Raw genomic sequence first — 22082 nt, 5'->3', positions numbered from 1 at the left:
AACGAAATGGTATCCAAATGGACAGAACTTGGAATCGGACAGCCGCTATCGGATGCGCTTGAGGCAGCTGGCATCAAGGAGCCGACAGCGGTGCAGAGCGAAGCGATTGCAGCGCTGCTGGCAGGTGCGGATGTTACGGCACGCTCGCAGACAGGAAGCGGCAAGACGCTTGCTTTCTTGCTGCCAATGCTGGAGCAATTGGACAATGCAAGCTCGTCGGTGCAAGCGATCGTGCTAGCGCCGACGCAGGAGCTGGCGATGCAAATTACGCGAGTAGCGCAAGCATACGGCGAAGCGGTAGGCATTCGCGTCGTCTCGTTGATCGGCGGCGCAGCGGTATCTCGGCAGGTAGATAACTTGAAGAAGCACAAGCCGCAGTTGGTGGTCGGCACGCCAGGTCGCATTCATGAGCTGGCTGCAGGGCGTAAGCTGAAGCTTAGCTCCGTAACGAAGGTTGTAATCGATGAGGCGGACCAAGTGTTTAACTTGGGCTCCGTGCGAGAGGTAGATGTCATCCTCAAAGGAACGTCCCGCGAGCGGCAAGTGGCGTTCTTCTCGGCAACAAGGCCAGAAGAGATGGCGGGAATGGAACGGAAATGGATGCGCGAGCCGAAGCTTGTCGATGTATCGGGCAGCCAAAGGGTAGCGGAAACGATCAAGCACCACTTCATCGTCGTAGATAAGCGGGATAAAGTGGATGTCGCACGCAAATTAGTTCGTCTCATTAATCCTTCGTCGGCATTGTTATTCCTTAACGATACAGAAAATATTGCGCAATGGGAATCGAAGCTGCGTTACGAAGGATTTTCGGTTGAAATGCTATATGGCGATGCGAATAAGCAGCGGCGTTCGGTTACGCTCGACCGTTTCCGCAGCGGCAGCTGCAAGCTGTTGTTAGCGACAGATGTCGCGGCAAGGGGACTCGATATTGAAGGATTGCCGCTCGTTATCAATTTGGATCCGCCGATTGATGCTGACCATTATGTGCATCGGGCTGGCCGTACGGGCCGCATGGGCAAGCCGGGCGTCGTCATCTCGATTATTACGTATCAAGAACGTTTCATTATGGACAAGTTCACGAAACGTCTTGGCATTGAGCTGACGGAGCGTGTAATGATGCGCGGCAAGCTTTGCACGCCAGAAGAAGCGCGCCAATTCGGCGCAACAGGCGGCGGAAGCCGGGGCGCGAACGCTTCGCAGGACCGCGAACCGCGGGCACGGATAAGCAGCGAGCACCCAGTTCGCAGCGCGGATCAGGCGGCAGGATCGCGGCGCCGCGATGAATCGGCTGAGCGCCGCTACCAGGCGAAGCCAGCAAGCGGCGCGGGCAATGGCAGCGAGCGTCCAGCCTTTGCGGGCAAGCCAGCACAGCGGGCAGCCATTGCTGGCGGTACGGGGACGCCTGCTGTCGGCCCATCAGGAACCAAGGCGGCTGGCGCGGGCGCATCATTCGATGCGAAGCCAACCGAACGGCCGGCAGCAGCACGTAAAGGCAAGGCTGAGGCTGCTGCGAAGCCAGCCAAGAGTAAGCCTGCGCTATCGAAGAAGCAACAAGCGAAGGAAAAGAAAGATAAAGGCGCGCCAAAATGGTTGAAGGCGAAACGCAGCGAAAATAATAACGAAAATAAATCCGAATAATTTTTTTGAGCCACCCCCTAAAAGTGAAACCGACTGCCCGAATGATATGGGCGAGAGGGAAAATACGGCATGAAACCGTAATCACACACAGGAGAGGTGGCTTTTTTTATGAACCCAACTAATTGGAAGAAATTTGCGATTTCCTCGCTAGCTGTAATGACATTGATGAGCGGTGCTTCTACTGCTTTCGCGAAAGACCATGGGGACAGGCACGGCAATGACAGCGGGCAGCATGACGATAAGGACAAAGGCGGCAAGAACGACGATAAAAATAAAAACGAAGTTACGATTAACATCAACTTCTCAGATGAAGAGGATATGAAATGGGCGACGGAATATATTGTCCGCCTCGCATCGAAGGGCGTCTTCACAGGTTATGAGGACGGTTCGTTCAAACCAGCCCAAAAAATTTCGCGCATTGAGACGATTGTCGCAGCTGTTCGCCTGATGGGCTTGCGCGAGCAAGCAGAATCGGCGGCAGAGATGAGCACGGACCTGAACTTCAAGGATGCAGACCAACTGAAGAAGAAATATCCTTGGGCAGTCGGTTACGTAGCTGTCGCGCTGGAAAACGACCTTTTCAGCGAAACGGAAGATTCGATCCAGCCAGAGAAGCCAGCGACTCGCCTATGGTCAGCGACGATTCTCGTTAAAGCGCTCAAGCTTGACGCAGAAGCAAAAGCGAAGGTTAATACGAAGCTGAGCTTTAAAGACGCGAAGCAAATTCCAGCGGGATCCGTTGGTTATGTAGCTGTTGCGTTGGACAAGGGCATCGTGACAGGCTATAACGATAATACGTTCCGCCCGAACCAGCAAGTAACGCGTGCTGAGCTTGCCGCACTGCTTGACCGCACGGACTCGCAGTTGCCAGACCATGATGCACAAGCGATTACGGGCAGCTTGAAAGCAGCCGCAGCTAATGGCGCAATCACGGTTGTGAAAGCAGACAAAACGGAAGTGGCGCTTACGCTCGACCCGAACGTCTTTATTTTCCGCGATAATAAGAAAGCAACTGTTGCGGACCTGAAAGCTGGCGATGAGGTGCTCGTTCGCACATACCAGAACAAAGTCATCTTCATCGAAGTAACGAAGCTGGCGGCGCAGCCGACGGTGACGGTCGAATCCGGCACTCTTAATTCCTACTCCTTGAATGCCCAAGGCAAAATCGCGACGATTTCCATCATGAAGGTGGTAAACGGCGCTACGCAAGCAACGATCTTTAACGTGGATGCGAACGTAGCAATCACAGGTGACTTCGCGAAGCTCGTAGCAGGCAACCCTGTTGACCTGACGGTTGAGAATAACGTTGTTAAGCTGATCGTGATCAAATAGATGTTCGGCAAAAGGCTGCTTCAAGCGGGAAAGCCCGCATGAAGCAGCCTTTTTTGCGCCTAACTGCTTCGCCATGTTTCGCGGCCATTTCCTTCTGTCCTATCACATCGGGTATAATAGGGCAATAGAGACGAGGTGATGAGGCTTGTTGCCAGTATTGCAATTGGAGTCATTAATTGGGGGCTATAGCCCAAGAAGGCCGGTGCTGCATGGCTTGACGTTCGACGTCAAACCGGGCGAAATCGTCGGGTTGATCGGGTTGAACGGAGCGGGCAAGAGCACGGCGATTAAACATATTCTCGGGCTAATGGCGCCTCATTCGGGTTCGGTTCGCGTCAGCGGAGCAACCTTAGAGGAAAAGCCTGAGCTTTATCGCGGATCAGTCGCCTATGTGCCGGAATCGCCGGTATTGTTCGATGAACTGACCGTGGATGAGCATCTTCGATTGACAGGGATGGCCTATGGCGTGGAAGGGGATGATTTCGTTGATCGGCGGGAGAAGCTGCTTGACGAATTTCATATGCGTGCAAAACGTGGCGCTTTTGCCGAGCATCTGTCCAAAGGGATGAAGCAGAAGGTCATGATTATGAATGCGCTGCTTGCGAACCCGCCTTTATATATTATCGATGAGCCTTTCCTTGGGCTGGACCCGCTTGGCATTCGTTCACTCCTTGACCGTCTAGTTGAGGTTAAGAGGGCAGGTGCGGCGGTGCTGATGAGCTCACATATTTTGTCGACGGTAGAGGCGTATTGTGACCGTTATATTGTGCTCCATCACGGGCGAATTGCAGCGATGGGAACGTTGGATGATGTGCTGCAGGCTGCTGAGATGCAAGGCGGGACGCTGGACGATGCCTTCTTTAAGCTGGTATCGAGCACCGCTGGAGGCGGGGGAGCAAGCGATGGACGATAGGGCGGAACGATTGAAGGGGACGCCCGCTGTTGGAACAGCGAAGCGAAGTTCAATTTTGCCGCCGGAGCCATTCGAGCCTGACAAGCTATGGTCGATTCGGGCTGGGGCGTTTCGCAAGGAGATAAAGCCTTACTTAGGCTACATGGCGATGAGTGGATTCCCAGGCTTTATGATGCTGGGCATCATCGTGGCGGCGATCGGCTATGCACAGCTGCTGCGCCATCTGCCGGAAGCTTTCCCGATCACGGCAGTGGGCGTCGTTTTGCTGATGGTTACAGTATGCTGGAATCCACTGCGCACGTGGCTGCTGCCAGCAGACAGCGTGTTTCTTTTGCCGCGTGAAGCGGCAATGAGGAGCTATATACAGCGCTCTTTCCGTTACAATGGCGTGCCGGGCATGCTGGGAGCCGGGGCGGCACTGCTTGTCTACTGGCCCTTATATTCCCATGGAAGCGGAGAAGCCGGAGCGTTGATGCTCCTTGTGGCATTAATGGCGCTTAAGGCCGGCAATATCGCCGGCGCTTGGCAGGAGAGAAGGGCAGCCGAGCCTTCTTCCCGCCTCGCTCTGCGGCTGCTGCGCTGGGCACTGACGGCGTTAACGCTAGCTGCTTTATTGCGGCTTGCCCCGTGGAAGGCGATTGCGCTTGGGCTGCTCGCTGGCTTGCTGCTTGCTGCCCTGTATCGGCTGCCTCGCCGGCACCGCTTGCCTTGGGATACGCTTATTCGCGAAGAAGCGAGGACGCGCCGGCGGTATTACCGTTTCTTCTCGTTCTTCATCGACGTTCCAACCCACGCGCCTCGCATTGCAAGGCGAGCGTACTTAAGCTGGCTTGGGCAGCGAGTGCGTTTCTCCCAGAGCAACACGTATACGTATATGTATGTGATGACGCTGATTCGGACGGAGCTTGGCGGCATGTTGGTCCGAATTTTACTGCTTGGCATGCTCGTTTTATATTGGCTTGGCGATGCCGTATGGCTCGCTGGCTGGGGCGCATTCGCCGTTTACGCCATATTTGCCGCTGTTATCGGGCTTCAGCTCGGAACGCTTCGCCAATCGCATAAATTTGCGGTATGGCGCCATATTTATCCGTTGCCGGACCATAGGCGTGTCGAGTCATTAATTCGGGTAGACCGAATCGCTTATATCATTTGTTTATTGCTTATATGGGTGCCGGCATGTGTTGTGCTTGTGCTGCATGCCCAATGGCTTGCGGCATTTGCGCCGCCAATTGTTGCCGCGGCGTATGGCTTCCTGCGGCGGCCAAGCGTTTTGCGGCGCAAAATTGCGAAGGATGCGGAGCTGGACTGATCGAGCCGGCTTGTTAGAACCGGCCCGATCGGAAGATGGCATATAAGAGGAAAACGAACATTAACGAGGCAATGCCGAAGCCGATCTCGATGACGGGGAACTGCCAGATGAACGTCGACTGGCGCCCGAGCGAGGAGCCGACAATAAGGCCAACCATAATAATGCTGAATGACAGCAATACAATGCTGAAAGAGAGCCGATTGCCGACGCGATCCATCTTTTTCAGAAAGGTGTCAAGCTCCGGTACGGATATATCGTGCCGGAGCTTTCCTTTGCGCAGCATATTCGCTATATCGCGCAGCTTATCCGGCAAGTCTGCGATCAGATCGGCATACTCGCCAACATGGCGAAGCGCCTGATCCGCGAACGAGCGCGGGTGAAGCCGGTCCAAAAACAGCCTGCGCCCAAACGGCTCCGCGACGTCGACGATGCTAAAGGAGGCGTCCAACGCGGATACGACGCCTTCGAGCGTTAGCAGCGTTTTGCCCAGCAATGTAAAGTCAGACGGAATGCGAATGCGGTGTGCATATGCGACGGCGAACAGGTCGGTGACGGATTCGCCAAGGCTTACTTGGCTTAGCGGCACATCGTAATATTTATCGCGCAGCAAATCGATGTCGTCCCTCAGCTTGCGCATATCCGTATCTTCGGGAATGGCCCCCATCGCTTCGATCGCCCGAATGATGCCGCTTGTGCTGTTCCGCCTCAGCGAGATAATAAGCGATCCGAAGTGCTGCTTCATCGCAGGCGTTAATCGTCCGACCATGCCGAAGTCAAGCAGGCCAATAACGCCGTTGCTCATAATGACGAGGTTGCCCGGATGCGGGTCTGCATGAAAGAGGCCTTCGTCGAAAATTTGGCGAAACAGCATCGTCGTTACCCGTTCTGCGATTTGTTTCGGCGCGAATCCTAACTGTGCGAGCCCGTCCAGATCAGTCACCTTGCAACCCGACAGGTACTCCATGGTCAGCACGCGGCGGCTCGAATAATCCCAGTGAATAGCCGGAATGTGCACATGCTTATCTCGCTCAACCGGCTTGGCCATTCGTTCGGCATTGCGGCCTTCAATCGTATAATCCAGCTCTGCGCGCAGTGACATGGCCAGTTCGCTGACCATGTCGCGCAGCTGATATCGCGCAGCCCATTCGAGCCGATGTTCCGCCATTCGGGACAATTGATCGAGAATTTCCAAATCTGTTTCAATGCGCTCCCGGATATTCGGCCGCTGGATCTTCACAGCGACCGGCCTGCCATCTGGCAGCTTGGCGAGATGGACTTGGCCAATTGAAGCAGCAGCAATCGGCTGCTCCTCGAATTCAGAGAATAGCTCGCTGATCGGTCCGCCAAGCTCTGATTCGAGCACATCAGCCGCTTCTTGAAAGGGGATAGGCGGCACATGGTCCTGCAGTTTTACAAGTTCATCGATGATGTCAGCTGGAAGCAGGTCGGGGCGTGTGCTGGCGATTTGGCCGATTTTGATAAAAGTAGGGCCAAGCTCCTCAAGAAACAAGCGTACGCGTTCACCGGTCGTCTTGGACCCGGTGTCACGGCGTACGCTGGAACGGAGCCCGGGCAGCGGAATTCGTTCCGCTAGCTCAAGCTCCTTGACGAGATAACCGAATCCATTGCGGACGAACGCCTTGGCGATGTCCCGATACCGCTGCAGATGCCGAATTCGGCGGCTTAGCCCGATCATTGCTCTCCCGTCGAAGCAGCCGCCGCATCAGGAGCGCCGCTCGCCGCTTTGTCCAAAGATGGCGAGGGCTGGAACTGGGCAAGGGCAGCTTCAAGCTCGGCTACGCGAGACGCCAGAGTGGCGACCTGCTGCTGAAGCTTGACATATTCGTCACGCGTTGTGAGATGGGCCTCATTAAGCGCACTTCGCACATACTCCTTGAAGCGGGCATCGATGGACACCTGCGTCTCTTGGCCTTTGCGGACGAGCTCCTCGACCAATTGCTTCGATTCAGATTTGCTGACTTCTCCCTTGCTTACAAGTTCCTCGACCAGCTTCTCCGCCTGCTCCTTGGATGCAACTGCTGCGCCTAAACCGAGCGATACCGCCTTCTGAATCAGTTCCTTCATCATCGCGCCAACCTCCTTGGTTTTGGTTCTTTTAGGTTGATTCTACCACACTGGTTAAGTAACGCAAATTCGCTCCTTATCCTTGAAACGCTTGAGCTCTGTAATGATAATGATGGATATAATGACGAGCAAAAACCATGACCCGAGCTTGCCTATATGCACAAGGCGCCAGACGTTTGTCTGGTCCGGGTACGTCCATGCCCCCATGAATGTCGAAATATTTTCGGCGATCCAGATGAAAAATGCGATTAAGAGGTAACTAAGAATAACGTGCATCTTATACCGTTGCCCATTGATCTTGTACGTAAAGGCCGAGCGGCCAAACACGGGCAGCAGCGCCAGCATAAGCAGATAACGAACATCGTAAAAATAGTGATGCGTAAAAAAGTTCGCATAAATGGCGACCGACAAGCCTATCCCCATCCAGACGGGCGGCCAGCCGCTAACTTGAATATCGAACCGGCGCCAAGCTTGGCAAATATAGCTCGCGATGCTCGAATACATAAATCCGCTATACAGCGGTACGCCACCGATTTTGCTCCACCCCTCGTCGGGATATGCCCATGAGCCCATCTGTACTTTGTACAGCTCCAGCGCAAGCCCGATGAGATGGAATACGATGATGACCTTGCATTCATCGAGCGTCTCTTGCTTCGTCCAGATGAGGAGAGCCTGCATCATGATACAGATGAGCAGAATGGCATCATAACGCGGGATGAACGGAATCGGCATATACTTGGTGACCGCCATCGCACCGAAAATGACGACAGCAAACATGCAGGAAATGGCTTGAATCCAGCCAAATCGGATGAATTGTGCTAGGCGGTGCGTAATCATCCACGCCTCCCTTTCATTCAAAAATAGTACGTTTCGATTTCTTTGGCGACGCCATCCTCATCATTGCTGCCAATGACACGTGACGCCATCAGCTTAAGCTCGCGATGCGCACCGGATACCGCAAGCCGAGTGCCTGCCCGTTTGAACAGCCCAATATCATTCAGGTTGTCTCCGAATACAGTCACATCCTCCGGCAGGCAGCCTACATGCTCACACCATAGCCGCATGCCATGCTCCTTATTGGCCAGCGGGTGGGAGATTTCAAGAAAGTAATGATTGCCGATGTACGTATCCCGCATAAAATGCACATGCACCTCCGCACCATATCGCTCCGTTATGGCGTGGAACAATGGTTCAAGCTCCTCGCGCAGCCCAATGTAGGTCACGATTAGCGTCCGATAGGAGGGTGGGCATTGAAGCAGGCTTACCTCGGTGAAGCGCGGGTCGCCGGGGCGGCTTGCGAAAAAACGCTGGTCGCCTTCCCGCGTTAACCTTTCATGCAGAACACGCTCACGATCGGCATCATCTAAGGCAAATAAAAGCGGGACAAGTGCCATTTCGCGGCCGATGGAAATGATTTCATTCGTTTTGCCATTTTCGAGCCAATGCCCGCCAAGCACTTTATGATGAACGGGGTCGAAGAGCATGCTCCCATTATAGAGAACGAGTGGATAGCGCCAAAGGATTCGGGACGTGGCCGCCATCGAGCTTTGGTAGCTGCGGGCCGTTGCAAAACTGATAACAGCGCCTGCCTCAAGCGCATCGTTGAAGATGCGAACGGTGTAATCGGAAAGCTGGGCACCTGACGTAAGCAGGGTGCCATCAAGATCGGTTAGTATGTAGCGGGACATAGGGGCATACACTTCCTCTCCAAAATATAAAAAAGCCGGAGGCATGACAATCATGGCTTCGGCTTTATTGATGTGGCAATCTATGCGTTTACTTTAACGTTCAACACTTCGTTGACCGCTTTGAAAATCGTATCGTACAGCTCTTCCAGATCGCCTTCTTCGATGCAAGAGAATGCGACGCGAAGGTCCGTTTCGCCAAGGGCAATCGTGCCGATGCCGTATTCGCTGAGCAGGTGCTGGCGAACGTCTTCTGCTGAAACCTTCGTCAGTTTCAGGCACATAAAGTAGCCCGAGTTGAACGGGTAGTATTCCCAAACATCGCCATAACGCCCGCTATCGAGAAGCTCTTTGACACGGTTGGCGCGGCGCTTCATAATATCGTATTTTTCTGCTTTTTGCGCTTCGAATTCTGGCGCTTGCAGCGCGCGCAGCACGAATGTTTGCGACGGGTGAGGGCCGCTGGAAATCGTAGAACGGATGATGCCGAGCGTTTTTTGCTCCAATGCGGAGAGCAGCGCTTCGGAAGCCGATGCAAACGTAATAAAGCCTACGCGGAAGCCCCAAACATATTCTTCCTTCGTAGCGCCGTCGACCTTAATCGTCAGAACGCGTTCGTGAATGCCAGCGAGCTTGCCAAACAGCGATTCGTGAACGGAATCCTCGAAGAACAGGCCGAAGTAGGCATCGTCGGTTACTGCTACAACGTTAATGCCAGCTTCAGCAGCCTCGCGAATTACCGCAACGATCTCGTCGCTTTCTTGCGCGTTAGGCGTGTAACCTGTAGGGTTGTTCGGGAAGTTCAGAATTACGATCGCTTTGCCTTTGTCTTTCTGTGCGAGCAACGCCTCGCGCAGGCCTGCGCTATTGAAACGGTTCTCGCTATTGTAGAGCTCATATTCAACGATCTCTGCGCCCCGGCGAACGCCGAAGGTGAGCTCGTAATTTTCCCAGTTTTTATTCGGAATGACGACAGCATCGCCTGCATCTGCGAACAGGTCGGACACGATACTAAGCCCGTGCGTCAGTGCATTCGTTACGATAGGCGTGCCGAAACCTTTGCCTTCGATCGAAGGGTTTTCTTTAATCATCTTCGCACGCCAAGCGCTGCGAAGTTCGGGTTTGCCGGCAGGCGGCGCATATTCATAAATGTCCTTCGGCTCATACGCGGACAAGGTTTCTTGAATAACATTAAGGTGCATCGGTTGGCCGTTCTCAATCGCGATGCCGATCGTGGCATTGAATTTTTTTGCTTTTGCTTTTGCCTCAGCTGACTGGCTCAAGATGCCTACCTTCGGGAAATAGATTCCTCGGCCGAGATTCGACAGCATGGCGTACACGTGGGCATTCTCGCGCTCCAACGTTTCGTTCAATTGCTGAGCAAGTTGATTCATGGATTCTTTCCATCCTTCCGAATAATTCGTCTATGCACACAATGTGAGCGCTGATGTAAGCTTTCGGGTGCTATTATAACATTTTTTGAAGATCAAGAGTCATTCTCATTGTAAAAAAAATTTGTCTGCGGTAAGATGACTGCAAATGGGCAGAGACGGAAGCGGAGGGGCGATATGCTGGATGTTGCGCCGTCATCGTTCGTATTGCTGTCCGCGTTTGCCAAGATCGTCTGCGAGCCAGGCTGGAAGTGGCAAAAGCGGGAGAAACCGATGGCGAATTATGATCTATTTTATGTGTGGAGCGGCGAAGGCGAGCTGGAGCTCAACGGCGCTTTTTATGAAGTAGGGGCGGGCAGCTGTTTTTTGTTCCGTCCAGGGGATTTCACGAGTGCGACCCATAATCCGCAAAAACCGCTAGTGCTAACTTACATTCATTTTGACGTGAATGGGTCGACTGCATTCGTGCCGAACCGGTATCGGGTGCTGGATGAGACGGTTGATTTTGAGTACATGCTGTCCCGATATGTGCGATTGTTCTTAGTGAAGACGTTCGCGGCCGAGGAAGAGGCGAGGCTGCTGCTCAACCAGATGATGATACATCTGCTGCGCGCTGACCGTGAGCCCGCATTGGAGAAGAAAGCAAGCAACCAACTGACAGAGGCGATTCATGAAATCGCCAACTATATTCGGCAGCATCCCGGCGTTCCGCACCGGGTGGAGGATTTGGCGATGCGCGCGCAGCTGTCGCCACGGTATTTTTCAATTAAGTTCAAAGAGTTTATTGGGCAATCGGTTCAAACGTATATGATTCGGACCCGAATTGAGCGTGCACAGCATCTGCTCGCGCATGCGGGAATGAACGTAACCGAGGTAGCTGATGCGCTGGGCTATCGGGACATCTTTTTCTTCAGTCGGCAGTTCAAGCAGTACACCGGCCGCAACCCGTCAGAAATTCGCTGACGGGTTGTTTTTTTGGGGAGCAGGTGGGGAGGGGCGGCGAGCCTGGACCTATGAGAGCGCGTGCGAGCGGCCTGTCGCGAAAAAGTAGCGCCCCTGAGTGAAATGCCTATATCGATGAAACGCCATATACGGTTCATTCCATTGCAAAACGTACAATGGCTGCATAGTGAGCGAGGCAGCAAGCATCTCCCATTGCAAATTGTGCAATTAGAAATGTCTTGGAAGTGCCAAACTGGTTTTAAAAGCGGCTGATGAGCGTGTGCGATTGTACGTAATGCAATGGGAGCAGTTGTGCGGGAGCAAACGGCTGGTTTTCACTGCATGAATTGCAATGGAGCGACGCGAAAGGAGCGGCCGCTTGGTTGGGACGTTGTACAAGTGGGGTGGAGGGTAACCGCTTGGCTGGAACGTTGTACTAACTGAGGTTGAGAGTAACAACGAGCAAAGTTTAGTTTACGCCAGGAAGCCAAAAAACCGATGGCGCTCCAGTTATACGGAGCCCATCGGGGTTTTTGGCTATTGCTCGTGCCATGCTGGCCATGTCATAGCAGTGTGGCACGCACTTAGCTCTAGTTAGAGCGCAGTTGGCCGAGCTTCTCGCCCATTTTGACGCGCAGGCCAACCTTCAAGTCCGCTCGCGGGATGAAGGTGCCATCCTCGGTGAGCAGGACGACCGTGGAGCCGAATTCAAAGTAAGCGAGATCTGCGCCTTTGGCCACTTCTCGCGTCTGGGGTTCGGCGAAACGGATGCTGCTGACGTTCATGGCGCCAACCTTGACGACGGCGACCTCGCCTGCATTGTGGCGTATGTAGGTGACTAAGCGCTCGTTGCGGCTTAGCACGCGGCGCATGTGGCGCAGCCCGAACTCATTGACCGGGTACACTTTGCCGGGAATATGCTCCCGTTCCTCTGCGATCCCGTCAACTGGAACGTGGATGCGATGGTAGTCGGTCGGGCTCAGGTAAAGGACAGCATAGTAGCCGTTCTTGTAGTTTTCCGTGCGCGGGGAACGGTTAAGCAACTCTTCAATCGTGTAGTCTTGCCCCTTCACGTTGAGGATCGTGCCTGCTTCAATCGGGCCGCAGCCGGTAATGAGCGCGTCTACTGGGCTGGCGAGCCCAGCTGGGTCTTGATCGATTGCCCGCATGCCTGGCTTCAGCCGGCGTGTGAAAAATTCATTTAACGTTGCATATTGGTGTAACGGCTTCTCGGCTTCTTCGACCTTAATGTTGTACATTTTGGCGAAGCGCGGAATAAGCTTGCGGCTTACAGCGGATTGTGCGAAGCCGCCGGTCAGCCGTGAAATAGATTTGCGGGATGTTAATTCCGTCATGGCGCGAAACAACCAAGTCCACATGCCGGTCCCTTCACGTCCTTTCTTCTGCAAAAGCTACAATTATCTCCGAATTAGTGTGCCACATCCGCGGCGACAAATCAATATGAATCCGCTTAAGCGCGTTTGCGAATGCGCCTTGCCAAAATCCCAAATGACAGCATCAAAACCACAATAGCCCCTGCAATTGCAACGATTGCGACCGTGAAGGTGGCGTGCTGTTTGACAGCGATGGCGATTAGCCCCCAAGCAATCACGGCTGGGTAAGCTGAATCACGGAACAGCCAGCCGATGAGGCAGCCAAGAATCGTTGCGATAAGGATGAACCCGATCGCCCAAGCAGCCGGGCTTAAGCTTAAGCTGTTCCAGCCGCTGCCGTGAACCATTAGCACGACGGAGAGGTTGGCGATTGCCGCGATGGTGATCCACCCGAAGTAGAGGCTAAATGGCAGCCAGACGAAGAGCCGTTCTCCGAACGTTGGCTCGGATGCAGCTAGTCTCGTACGCGTGTAAATGTAAACGAGCGACAGCAAGAGGGCGAGCATGGCATAGGCGCTGCTGGAGATTTTGTAATAATGCCAGAGGAGCAGCCACGCAACGTTTAATGCGCAAGTGACGGCGAACCACGGGCCAATGGCTTGAACAGTCGGCTTGCTCGCGCCAATTGGCGTCATTTGGTAAATGGCAAATCCGATCAGCAGTGCATAAATGAGCGTCCAAATGATAAAAGCATAGCTTGCAGGCGTCACTAGCGTCGGGAATTGCGCAGAAACCTCGCCTGTCGTAACGCCGCCAATCGGCAGCCGGTCTGCAAGTGCGTTTACGATGAGCACAACGATGAGCATCGCGATGTTTAGCAAGCGATAGCGTGGGTTTGGCATCGTCGGAAGCCTCCTTATAAATAAGTGCTATAGGCTATATATTCGCCAAATCGGCGATTCATAGGCTTTTTGTCCAAAAAAAATATCCCGATGGCGGTTAAGCAGTTATAAAGGGCTCTGCAAACGAAGATGCTATGCAAGAAATCACATGCGTGTAGGGAGCGTTTATGATATGGAATGGGCCATAGGAATGCTTGCTGTCGCGGGAGCGTCAGTCATTGGATGGATATGCGGGATGAGCCGCCTTGCAGCACGGCTTGCCGATGGCGCTGCAGCGCTCGCGTTAGTTGTTGCAGCTTCTGTCATCGGAGCAGCTACATTTCGGACCCTTCGGAATGATACGGTATTTATGACCGAAATTCACAGCATTTTGCTCAGCCCTGCATTGCTAGCAGCGGCAGCTTATTTGGCCGTTCATTCGATTGCGAGGTTGGGTGGCGCTGCACTCGTTCAACACAAAGCGAATAAGCCCGATTCCTAGGGCAGGACGTCGCGAACGGCTTGCCCGCCGCGTATGCTGGTGTAGCATAGCCGTGCTGGTATGTGCGGCAGGAGGAGGCTAAGGCTGATGTCCCGTCCGCTAAAAATCGCATTTGTAACACCTGGATCATACCCGTTGCCATCTGCGAAAAGCAGCTCCGTTGAGCGGGTTGTGGAGCAAATCGTCCCACGGCTGCCAGCAACGGCGGAAACGCGGATTTATGGGCGAACCGCTAAAGGGCTTCCGCGCAAGGGGCGATGGAACGGCGTCATGTGCGAGCGTTATCCGGCAGCAAGCAAAGTGACATACGCCCGCTGCGTAAGCCGCGCGTTGGCAGGCTTTCATCCCGATGTGATCGAGGTGGAGAACCGCCCGCGGATGCTGCTCTCGCTCAAGCGGAAGCACCCGCATGCCCGGTTGTGGCTCAATCTTCATTCTTCAACGTTTATTCAACCTTCCTATATCGGCATTCAACAATTAAGGCAAAGCTGCAGGTTGGCGGAAAAAATTATCGTAAACAGCTATTATTTGCGCGATACCGTAGCATCGAAAGTGCCGGAGGCCGCTTCCAAAATTGCCGTCGTCCATCTAGGCGTCGATACGGAGCGGTTTCGGTCCATGCATACGCCAGAAGGGGCTGCACGCAGAGAGAGGATTCGCCAAACGAAAGGGTGGACAGGGCGAAAAGTCGTGCTGTTCCTTGGCAGGCTTATCCCGCTCAAAGGCGTGCATCATCTCGTTAAACTGATGCCACAGCTGGTTGCGAGGCATCCGAATGCCATACTCGTCATCGTCGGAAGCCCCGGTTATGGATCGCACCGGATGACGGCTTATTCAAAGCGTTTGAAGCGGTTGTCTGCGCCGTTAGGCAATCGCATTCGTTTCGTGCCGTATGTGCCATACCATGAAGTGCCGGACTGGCTGATAGGGGCTGATGTCGTTGCCGTTCCTTCAATCAGGCGGGAGGCGTTCGGGCTGGTCAACGTTGAAGCGATGGCTTCTGGCATTCCGGTCGTCGCAGCTCGCATCGGGGGGATCGGCGAGGTTGTTCAAGACGGGGAAACGGGCTTTCTTGCCGAACCGTCGCGGCTTGCGCAAGAGCTGCTAGAGAAGCTAGACCAGCTCCTAACAGATGACCAACTGCGGCAGAGCATGGGCAGGCGGAGCCGGGAGAAAGCCGAAACGTATTTCACATGGCAAGCATCGGCTGAACGCTACGCGCGGATGGCTGGCCTTATGCTCAGGGAGCAGCCGAGCGAACCTTAGCCGCATTTTGGAAAAAAGAAGATTGACACACCTGAACGAAGGGCGTTATAGTTTGTTCAGGAAATCCACTAGGGGCGCCTGTAGAGGCTGAGATAAAGCGTAATGCTTTGGTCCCTTTGAACCTGATCTGGGTCATGCCAGCGTAGGAAAGTGGGATTGTGCGTACAGAACGTTACGCGGGACAGCTGCTGCATGCTGGCGCCGATGATACGGATGCTTCACGAAGCGCCGTATAGTCGACAGGCCATGAAGCCATGAGCAGACGGGGAGCAGATAGCTGCTGCTCGGCGCTTCCCGCGCTAGACGGCGCCTTTCACCGCTCCCTTCGCCGGGAGCGGTTTATTTGTTTAAGCCGAGCCGACGAAGGAAGACGGACTGAAAGAACGGCGGGTTTTCTAACCTGTTCTGTTTCCGCGATACAATTCGATGATTCTATAAGCTGCGCCCCCTAGGGAGTTCCTATATTCCTTGAGGGGGTTTTTTATTATGCCAGTATTATCAACGCCGCTGCCAGGCAGCCGCAAAGTATATGTAACCGGATCGCGGGAGGACCTGCGCGTGCCGATGAGGGAAATTGCATTGGAGCCAAGCGTTATCCGTGAGGTGGAGACGCCTAACGAGCCGGTTCGTGTGTACGATCCGAGCGGCCCTTATACCGATCCAGCTTACGAGGCGGACATTCGCCGCGGGCTGCCGTCTGTTCGCGGCGCATGGATCGCGGAGCGTGCGGATTCAGAGAGCTACGAAGGGCGTGAAGTAAAGCCGGAGGATAACGGATTCCTAAACGCAGAGCGTGCCACAGAGAAGGGCGCGGAGCTATTCCCAGGATTGTCGCGCAAGCCGCTGCGCGCGCAATCAGGCGGCAACGTTAGCCAGATGCATTATGCGAGGCAAGGCATCATTACGCCGGAGATGGAATATATCGCGATTCGCGAAGGCATGGAGCCTGCGTTCGTCTGCCAAGAGGTAGCGGAAGGCCGAGCGGTTATTCCAGCGAACATTAACCATCCGGAATGTGAGCCGATGATTATCGGGCGCCATTTTCACGTAAAAATTAATGCCAATATCGGCAACTCAGCGGTAGCCTCGTCCATTGAGGAAGAGGTTGAGAAGATGACGTGGGCGACCCGTTGGGGCGCGGACACGATCATGGACTTGTCGACGGGCAAAAACATTCATACGACGCGGGAGTGGATTATTCGCAACTCCCCTGTCCCTGTCGGCACAGTGCCGATCTATCAAGCACTGGAGAAGGTGAACGGCGTTGCCGAGGACCTAAGCTGGGAAGTATTCCGCGATACGCTGATCGAGCAGGCCGAGCAAGGCGTCGACTACTTTACGATCCATGCGGGCGTTCTGCTCCGTTATGTGCCGTTGACGGCGAAGCGGGTGACGGGCATCGTGTCTCGCGGCGGCTCCATTATGGCAGCTTGGTGCCTCGCGCATCACAAGGAAAACTTCCTGTATACGCACTTTGAAGAGATTTGCGAGATTATGAAAAAATACGATGTGACCTTCTCGCTCGGCGACGGCCTTCGTCCAGGCTCGATTGCCGATGCCAACGATGCTGCACAGTTCGCAGAGCTGGAGACGCTGGGCGAGCTGACCAAGATCGCTTGGAAGCATGACGTTCAGGTCATGATTGAGGGACCGGGCCATGTGCCGCTGCACATGATTAAGGAAAACGTCGATAAGCAAATGGAAATTTGCCATGAAGCGCCGTTCTATACGCTCGGGCCGTTAACGACCGATATCGCGCCTGGCTATGATCACATCACGTCGGCGATTGGCGCGGCGATGATCGGCTGGTTCGGCACGGCGATGCTGTGTTATGTGACGCCGAAGGAGCATCTAGGCTTGCCGAATAAGGATGACGTGCGTGAAGGCGTTATTGCTTACAAAATAGCGGCGCATGCGGCGGATCTTGCCAAGGGCCATCCACGCGCCCAAATCCGTGATAATGCGCTGTCCAAGGCGCGGTTTGAGTTCCGCTGGCGCGACCAGTTCCATCTGTCGCTTGACCCGGAACGGGCGATGTCGTATCACGATGAGACGCTTCCAGCTGAAGCGGCGAAGACAGCGCACTTCTGCTCCATGTGCGGGCCGAAGTTCTGCAGCATGCGCATTACGCAAGATATTCGCGATTATGCAGCGGAGCATGGCCTTGAGACAGAGGAAGCAATCGAGGCCGGCATGAAGGAGAAAGCGGAGTCGTTCAAAACGCAGGGCGGCACGATCTATGCCTAAGGAGGAGGCGCTCCCGCTGGATACGGCGGAGCGCTATTCCCGCCAAGTCCGGTTTGGCCCGATCGGATCAGCGGGGCAGGCGCAGCTCGGCTCTTCCAGCGTCTTGATCGTCGGCACAGGCGCATTGGGCGCTTCGCTTGCGCAGCATATGGTGCGCGCAGGCGTCGGCGTCGTGCGGATCGCCGACCGCGACTTCGTTGAGCCTAGCAATTTGCAGCGGCAAATGCTATTCGACGAGGACGATGCACGAAGTGCGATGCCCAAGGCGGTTGCGGCAGCAGCTAAGCTTCGGCGAATTAATAGCACGATTACGATTGAGGCGCATGTTGCTGACGTTGGTGCGCATAATGTTGGCGGGTTGCTGGCGGGCATCAGCCTTGTGCTTGATGGCACCGATAATGCGGCATCGCGACTGGTGCTGAGCGATGCCTGCTTCCAGCGGGGCATCCCGCTTATTTATGGCGGGGTGACCGCTTCGGAGGGCATGAGCGCATCGCTCGTGCCAGGCCGCACAGCGTGCCTGCGCTGCTTGATTGGCGGCGATTCGGAGGAGGGCGAAGCCGCCGCCGACACTTGCGACACCGTCGGCGTTATCTCGCCGGCGGTCGAGTTTGTTGCCGCGCTGCAAGCGGCAGAGGCGCTCAAGTGGTTGAGCGGCAATCGCGGCGCTATGCGCGGCACGTGGGTGAGCGCGGACGTATGGGCGTTCCGCGTCCGTGAAGCGAAGCTGCCGGCTGCACGGCCGGGCTGTCCGCACTGCGGACAGCAGCGCGTGGAGGCAAGCATGGCTGCGGACCGCAGCGAGAGCGTGCCTTTTGCGGCAGTGGCAATGTGCGGGCGGGATTCCGTCCAAGTGACGCTCGGGTACGCGGTCAACATGGACCGCATCAAGGAGGGCTTGGCGAATCGCGGCTGCCAGCTGACAATTAATCCGTACCTGGTGCGCGCGTTGCTGCCGGAAGGCCGGCGATTGGTGCTGTTCCGTGACGGCCGCGTTATCGTACAGGGCACACCGGATGTCGAAGAAGCCGTACGTTTATGCCAAGCTTATTTGGCTGAGGGATCATATGCAATTGCAGGAGGGGAGCAGCGAAGATGATGACAGGGCGGCAAACGCGTTTTCATGAGGGCATTCGGCTATACGTCATTACGGGCGCGAATTATCACCCGGGACGTACAATTGCTGATGTGATGGAGCAGGCGCTAATCGGCGGCGCGGATATCGTACAGCTGCGCGATAAGACCGCTAGCCAGAGGGAGCTGCTAGAGCAAGCGCGCGTGCTGCGGGAGTTGACGAAGCGATACGGTGTGCCGCTCATTATTAATGACTATATCGACATTGCGCTGGAGGTTGGGGCGGACGGCGTCCATCTGGGGCAGGATGACCAGTCGCTTGCAGAGGCGCGGGAGCGGCTTGGGCAGGATGCGATCATCGGCATCTCGACGCATCAGCTTGCGCATGCCTTGGCAGCACAAGCGGGTGGTGCCGATTACATTGGTGTTGGACCTGTGTATCCAACGGGGACGAAGCCAGGGAAAGCCGCAGTCACGACGAGCTATGTTACGGAAGTAGCTAATTCTCTGGCGATACCTTTCGTCGCGATTGGCGGCATTACGCTCGATAACGTCGACACCGTTCTGGCTGCAGGCGCGACCAGAGTATGTGCGGTTTCTGCGGTAGTTGGCGCACCTGATCCAGCGGCAGTATGCCGTTCGTTCAAAGAGTGGATAGCAGCGGCGGACACTGCGCGTATCGCACGGGCAGGCTTTGCTGCAGAGGCCGGCGTAAGCGTGAACGTGAATGGCAGGGAGACGCGTACGGCGGCACGTACGGTGTTTGAGCTTGTTGCGGAGCACGGGCTCGAAAAGCGCCGCATGGTCGTTGAGCTGGACGGCGAAATCGTGGAGCGGGCCGCGTGGGAGCGGACGCCGATTCGTGATGGGGCTGCGGTCGAGCTTGTTCATTTTGTAGGAGGGGGTTAATGCATGGCTGGCATTTATCAAGATCCGCTCGTAATCGGCGGCACGACGCTCGGCTCAAGGCTGCTGCTCGGAACGGGAAGGTTTCCTAGCCCCTTCGTGCTTCAGCAGGCATTGGAAGCTTCAGGCGCAGAGGTCGTAACTTTCGCCGTGCGGCGAATTAACTTGGATGAGGTGGAAGACGATTCGGTATTGCAGCATATGGCGGATCGGGAGCTCGTCTACTTGCCGAATACGTCAGGCGCTAATACGGCGGATGAAGCCGTCCGTATTGCACGGCTAGCGCGTGCGGCTGGACTAGGGAATTGGATAAAAGTCGAGATTAGCGCGAATCCAAGGACGCTGCTGCCTGACCCGATTGAGACGTTGAAGGCGACGGAGCTTCTTGTTCGGGAAGGCTTCAACGTGCTGCCTTATACATCGGATGACCCGATTCTGTGCAAGCGGCTAGAGGAAGCGGGCGCTGCGGCCGTCATGCCGGGCGGCGCACCAATCGGTACGGGGCTGGGCATTTTAAACCCGTATCTCCTTGGGCTGATCGTAGAGGAAGCGAAAGTGCCGATCATCGTCGACGCTGGCCTTGGCTCAGCAGCGGATGCGGCACAGGCGATGGAACTGGGCGCTTCCGCCGTGCTGATGAATACGCCGATCGCTAAGGCGAAGGATCCGGTCGCGATGGCGCGTGCGGTGCGGCTGGCGATTGAAGCGGGGCGCTTGTCTTACTTGGCGGGACGCATTCCGCGCAAGAAGTATGCTTCCGCCAGCAGCGATCTTGCAGGCAATATGTTTGAACGGCAAGTTGGAGAAGGAGTGCAAGCATGGCCGAGCATGTCTTAATTGCTGGCGGCGGCATTATCGGATTGTCATGCGCCTTCGAGGCAGCTCGGCGTGGCAAGCGCGTCACGGTTGTCGAGCCCGGCCGATTCGGCGGGCAGGCATCAGGCGCAGCGGCAGGCATGCTGGCTCCTTATTCGGAGAACACCGAGCAGCCGGATGCTTTCTTTCATCTTTGCGAATATAGCCTGCGGCAGTACCCGGAATGGGTCGAAGCGGTTGAGCAAGGTTCTGGCGATCATGTCGAGTGGCTGCGCACGGGCAGCTTGAATGTGGCATTCCATGACGCAGACGTGCTCCCAATGCAGACTCGGCTCATCTGGCAGAACCGGTACGGCGCGAATGCCGAGATCGTGGAGGGCGAGGCGTTGCACAGGCTGGAGCCGAATGTGACGGCGAAGGCGGCAGCAGGCTTGTACAGCCCGACGGAGAGCCATGTGTTCGCTCCGAAGCTGGTGGCGGCGCTGTTCGAAGCATGCAGAAGGCTCGGCGTTCGGCTCGTTGCGCACGCTGGAGCTATCGAGCAAGTGTTGCACGGTTCGGCATCAGGCGTTGCCCTTGTGACGGCGACAGGAGACCGATACGAGGGAGACCGTCTCGTCGTTTGCGCCGGCGCATGGTCGGGCGCTTATGAAGAGGCGCTAGGCATCAAGATGGACGTTCATCCGATTCGCGGCCAGATTTGCGCTTTCGAGGCCGCTGCCGGCGAAGTGCGCCATATGGTGTTTTCCAATCAGGCATATTGGGTTGGCAAATGCGACGGTACCGTCGTCTGCGGCGCATCGGAGGACGTAGCGGGCTTCGACACGACGGTAACGGAACGGGGCATTGACCGCCTGATCCGTGCGACGGACCGGACGTTGCCCATTCTGGAAGGGCGCGAGACGGTTCGCCGGTGGGCGGGCCTTCGGCCTGCGACGCGGGACGGTCAGCCGCTGCTTGGCGTTCTGGCGGGCAAGCCGGATATTATTCTGGCGGCTGGCCATTACCGCAACGGCATATTGCTCAGTCCGGGGACGGCTAAGTTGGTAGGCGATCTGCTGGATGGAACGAAAACTGGCGTTTCAATCGATGCTTTTCGGCCGGAGCGGTTCGGGGCTTCGACGGTGGCGCATTGAGCAGTTGTGTGATTAGGGGAGAAAAACCTACCCTATTCAGTCGGTGAGCGCACCAAAGTAAGAATAGGGGAGAAAAACCTCTCTTTTTATAAAATGTAAGGGGTTCACCATAAGTTGCTTGAATGGTTTCTTGCCATTCAAGTTTTTTTATATCTTCCCTTGTTTTATCCAAGAGCGGATTTGATAGGAGCCGAATAAGGCGATACACAGCAGCATGATCAACATGAAAACCCAGATGCCTAGCCGGTTAATGTCTCGTAACCCATTTGCATGGCTAAGCACAAATGAGCCGAAACCAAAGAAAAGAACATACATAAACACATTGGGAATGATCCATGCCACTCTAATCTTCATGTTTTTATTGCCCATACTGCCCACCTCCATTGAACGTTGTCTAGCTCTATTTTAAAAAACGGCAAAGAGTCTGTCTAGAAAAATATGGGATCTGTCCGCTAAAAACACCATATTTACAAAATTGTATGAGGTTTGATATAGTACCAGGACTTATGCAGTTCACGAGATTAACTGGCAAGTGTGAGAATCTATGCTTGAATAAACCGGCCACCAAGACATAGCAAGCTCAGGTGGCCAGAATTGTGAAATAAGGGTTGCAAAACGGCGAACC

Annotated in this window: 20 protein-coding genes and 1 riboswitch; of the genes, 12 read left to right on the top strand and 8 right to left on the bottom strand. The window is 55.1% G+C overall.

Going from position 1 to position 22082, the window contains the following annotated elements:
- Positions 1 to 6: 6 nt before the first annotated feature.
- The 4 genes from GON22_RS12685 to GON22_RS12670 all read left to right on the top strand — a co-directional run bounded on the left by GON22_RS12685 (position 7) and on the right by GON22_RS12670 (position 5192).
- Entirely contained in the window at positions 7 to 1638 is a 1632-nt protein-coding gene (locus GON22_RS12685) for a DEAD/DEAH box helicase (protein WP_160396469.1), read from the top strand.
- Between the two features lie 108 nt (positions 1639 to 1746).
- Entirely contained in the window at positions 1747 to 2970 is a 1224-nt protein-coding gene (locus GON22_RS12680; RefSeq protein WP_160396468.1) for an S-layer homology domain-containing protein, read from the top strand.
- Positions 2971 to 3115: 145 nt separating this feature from the next.
- On the top strand, positions 3116 to 3883 hold the full coding sequence (locus GON22_RS12675) for an ABC transporter ATP-binding protein (protein ID WP_272898788.1): 768 nt from the start codon (positions 3116 to 3118) through the stop codon (positions 3881 to 3883).
- Positions 3822 to 5192 (top strand): ABC transporter permease, encoded by a 1371-nt coding sequence (locus GON22_RS12670; protein WP_160396467.1) that lies wholly within the window; start codon positions 3822 to 3824, stop codon positions 5190 to 5192. The genes GON22_RS12675 and GON22_RS12670 overlap by 62 nt, the downstream gene beginning before the upstream one ends.
- A gap of 13 nt (positions 5193 to 5205) precedes the next feature.
- Here GON22_RS12670 and GON22_RS12665 read toward each other — a convergent pair whose 3' ends face one another.
- The 5 genes from GON22_RS12665 to GON22_RS12645 form a co-directional block, all read right to left on the bottom strand.
- The gene (locus GON22_RS12665) at positions 5206 to 6888 is read right to left on the bottom strand and encodes an ABC1 kinase family protein (RefSeq protein ID WP_160396466.1); all 1683 of its coding nucleotides are present in this window, start codon (positions 6886 to 6888) and stop codon (positions 5206 to 5208) included.
- Positions 6885 to 7280, bottom strand: a complete 396-nt coding sequence (locus tag GON22_RS12660; RefSeq protein WP_237179136.1) for a phasin family protein — start codon at positions 7278 to 7280, stop codon at positions 6885 to 6887. The genes GON22_RS12665 and GON22_RS12660 overlap by 4 nt, the downstream gene beginning before the upstream one ends.
- Before the next feature lie 51 nt (positions 7281 to 7331).
- Positions 7332 to 8114 carry a DUF817 domain-containing protein gene (locus tag GON22_RS12655; RefSeq protein WP_160396465.1) on the bottom strand — a complete coding sequence of 261 codons (783 nt, stop codon included), beginning with the start codon at positions 8112 to 8114 and terminating at the stop codon, positions 7332 to 7334.
- Between the two features lie 17 nt (positions 8115 to 8131).
- Entirely contained in the window at positions 8132 to 8965 is an 834-nt protein-coding gene (locus tag GON22_RS12650) for an HAD hydrolase family protein (RefSeq protein WP_160396464.1), read from the bottom strand.
- Positions 8966 to 9045: 80 nt separating this feature from the next.
- Positions 9046 to 10356 carry an aminotransferase class I/II-fold pyridoxal phosphate-dependent enzyme gene (locus tag GON22_RS12645; RefSeq protein WP_160396463.1) on the bottom strand — a complete coding sequence of 437 codons (1311 nt, stop codon included), beginning with the start codon at positions 10354 to 10356 and terminating at the stop codon, positions 9046 to 9048.
- 174 nt (positions 10357 to 10530) lie between these two features.
- Here GON22_RS12645 and GON22_RS12640 point away from each other — a divergent pair, with 174 nt between their 5' ends.
- A complete protein-coding gene (locus tag GON22_RS12640; protein WP_160396462.1) occupies positions 10531 to 11316 on the top strand; it encodes a helix-turn-helix domain-containing protein in 786 nt (261 codons plus the stop codon).
- Positions 11317 to 11885: 569 nt separating this feature from the next.
- Here the strand turns inward: GON22_RS12640 and asd are convergent.
- Together asd and GON22_RS12630 are read right to left on the bottom strand one after the other, a co-directional pair.
- Positions 11886 to 12674: an archaetidylserine decarboxylase gene (gene asd / locus GON22_RS12635; RefSeq protein WP_160396461.1), complete on the bottom strand. Its 789-nt coding sequence runs from the start codon at positions 12672 to 12674 to the stop codon at positions 11886 to 11888.
- Between the two features lie 92 nt (positions 12675 to 12766).
- Complete coding sequence (locus tag GON22_RS12630; protein WP_160396460.1) at positions 12767 to 13531, bottom strand: tryptophan-rich sensory protein; 765 nt, start codon at positions 13529 to 13531, stop codon at positions 12767 to 12769.
- A 172-nt stretch (positions 13532 to 13703) separates the two neighbouring features.
- On the opposite strand from GON22_RS12630, the gene GON22_RS12625 reads away from it, so the two are divergent.
- The 7 genes from GON22_RS12625 (at position 13704) to thiO (ending at position 21457) form a co-directional block, all read left to right on the top strand.
- Positions 13704 to 14012 carry a hypothetical protein gene (locus GON22_RS12625; RefSeq protein WP_160396459.1) on the top strand — a complete coding sequence of 103 codons (309 nt, stop codon included), beginning with the start codon at positions 13704 to 13706 and terminating at the stop codon, positions 14010 to 14012.
- 87 nt (positions 14013 to 14099) lie between these two features.
- Positions 14100 to 15278: a glycosyltransferase family 4 protein gene (locus tag GON22_RS12620; RefSeq protein ID WP_160396458.1), complete on the top strand. Its 1179-nt coding sequence runs from the start codon at positions 14100 to 14102 to the stop codon at positions 15276 to 15278.
- A 60-nt stretch (positions 15279 to 15338) separates the two neighbouring features.
- Positions 15339 to 15444, top strand: a riboswitch (TPP riboswitch).
- Positions 15445 to 15764: 320 nt separating this feature from the next.
- The gene (gene thiC / locus GON22_RS12615) at positions 15765 to 17525 is read left to right on the top strand and encodes a phosphomethylpyrimidine synthase ThiC (RefSeq protein WP_160396457.1); all 1761 of its coding nucleotides are present in this window, start codon (positions 15765 to 15767) and stop codon (positions 17523 to 17525) included.
- Complete coding sequence (locus GON22_RS12610; RefSeq protein WP_160396456.1) at positions 17518 to 18624, top strand: ThiF family adenylyltransferase; 1107 nt, start codon at positions 17518 to 17520, stop codon at positions 18622 to 18624. Before thiC ends, GON22_RS12610 begins: the two co-directional genes overlap by 8 nt.
- Positions 18621 to 19508 carry a thiamine phosphate synthase gene (thiE, locus tag GON22_RS12605; protein WP_160396455.1) on the top strand — a complete coding sequence of 296 codons (888 nt, stop codon included), beginning with the start codon at positions 18621 to 18623 and terminating at the stop codon, positions 19506 to 19508. The genes GON22_RS12610 and thiE overlap by 4 nt, the downstream gene beginning before the upstream one ends.
- 3 nt (positions 19509 to 19511) lie before the next feature.
- On the top strand, positions 19512 to 20342 hold the full coding sequence (locus GON22_RS12600; protein WP_160396454.1) for a thiazole synthase: 831 nt from the start codon (positions 19512 to 19514) through the stop codon (positions 20340 to 20342).
- Positions 20324 to 21457: a glycine oxidase ThiO gene (thiO, locus tag GON22_RS12595; RefSeq protein ID WP_160396453.1), complete on the top strand. Its 1134-nt coding sequence runs from the start codon at positions 20324 to 20326 to the stop codon at positions 21455 to 21457. Before GON22_RS12600 ends, thiO begins: the two co-directional genes overlap by 19 nt.
- Before the next feature lie 147 nt (positions 21458 to 21604).
- Here the strand turns inward: thiO and GON22_RS12590 are convergent, their stop codons facing one another.
- Positions 21605 to 21826 (bottom strand): hypothetical protein, encoded by a 222-nt coding sequence (locus GON22_RS12590; RefSeq protein ID WP_237179135.1) that lies wholly within the window; start codon positions 21824 to 21826, stop codon positions 21605 to 21607.
- Positions 21827 to 22082 lie beyond the last annotated feature (256 nt).

The sequence above is a fragment of the Paenibacillus sp. MMS18-CY102 genome (assembly GCF_009789195.1).
GTDB lineage: Bacteria > Bacillota > Bacilli > Paenibacillales > Paenibacillaceae > Paenibacillus_T.
This window is presented reverse-complemented; position numbering and strand designations above follow the sequence as displayed.